General features: G+C 73.2%; 1 protein-coding gene. It reads right to left on the reverse strand.

Going from position 1 to position 1,064, the window contains the following annotated elements; genetic code table 11:
* On the reverse strand, positions 1 to 1,064 hold a 1,064-nt coding region (locus tag P409_RS35005; RefSeq protein ID WP_034849619.1), incomplete at both ends, for a zinc-binding dehydrogenase.

A 1,064-nucleotide genomic window follows, 5' to 3' on the forward strand; every position in this document is an offset into this window, starting at 1 on the left:
AAGGTGGAAGCCGGTGCCCTGCGCCTCGAACCGCGCCTCGGCCGTCGGCGCGGCCGGGATCTCGCGCGGCGGCGTCATCACGATCTTGCCGATATGGCCGGCGCCCTGCATCAGCCGGAACGCATCCTCCGCCTGGTCGGCCGGGAACACCCGGTGCGGCAGCGGGGTCAGGCGGCGCTGGGCGAACAGCCGGTCCAGTTCGCGCAGCAGCCTTTTGGTCAGGCCCGGCTGGGCATTGAGAAGCTGGTCGGCGTCGACCCCGAAATAGGAGACGTTGCGGGCGAAGGCGCGCAGCCCCACCGCGGTATCGGCGACGAAGTCGCGCTTGCCCAGCTCGACGAAGCGGCCGAAGGGCTTCAGCGCCCGCAGGCTGCGGCGCATGGCGTCGCCGGACAGCGAGTTCAGCACCACGTCGACGCCGCCCAGCTTCCAGCGGATCTCGTCGGCGAAGGCCAGCGACCGGGAATCCAGCACCAGATCGGCGCCCAGCAGCTGGGCCAAAGCGCGCTTGTCGTCGTTGCCGGCGGTGGCCACCACCGTGGCGCCGCGCAGCTTGGCGATCTGCAGCGCCGCCAGGCCGACGCCGCCGGCGGCGCCGTGGATCAGCACGGTCTCGCCGCGGCCCAGCCGGGCCTGGTGCACCAGCGCGTACCAGGCGGTGATGAAGGCGACCGGCATGGTCGCCGCGGCGGCCAGGTCGATGCCGTCGGGCACCGGCATCGCCACCTGGGCCGGAACCGTGACATGGGTGGCGAAGGCGGCCGGGGCGAAGCCCATCACCCGATCGCCCTCCTTCAGCCCGGTCACGCTTTCGCCGACGCGGCGGATCGTGCCGGCGCATTCGAAGCCCAGCGTCGGGCCGGCGAAGCCGTCCTCCAGATAGTCGTCCGGCAGCAGGCCGAGCGAGAACATGACGTCGCGAAAGTTCAGCCCGCTGGCCGCGACCTCGATCTCGACCTCATCGGGGCCGGGGGGCCGGCGCTCGGCCGCGACCCAGCCGATACGGCCCAGGCTGCCCGGGGCGGACAGGGCCAGCCGGGCGGCGCGGTCCTCGGCCGGGGTCT

This window comes from Inquilinus limosus MP06, assembly GCF_000767795.1.
GTDB lineage: Bacteria > Pseudomonadota > Alphaproteobacteria > DSM-16000 > Inquilinaceae > Inquilinus > Inquilinus limosus_E.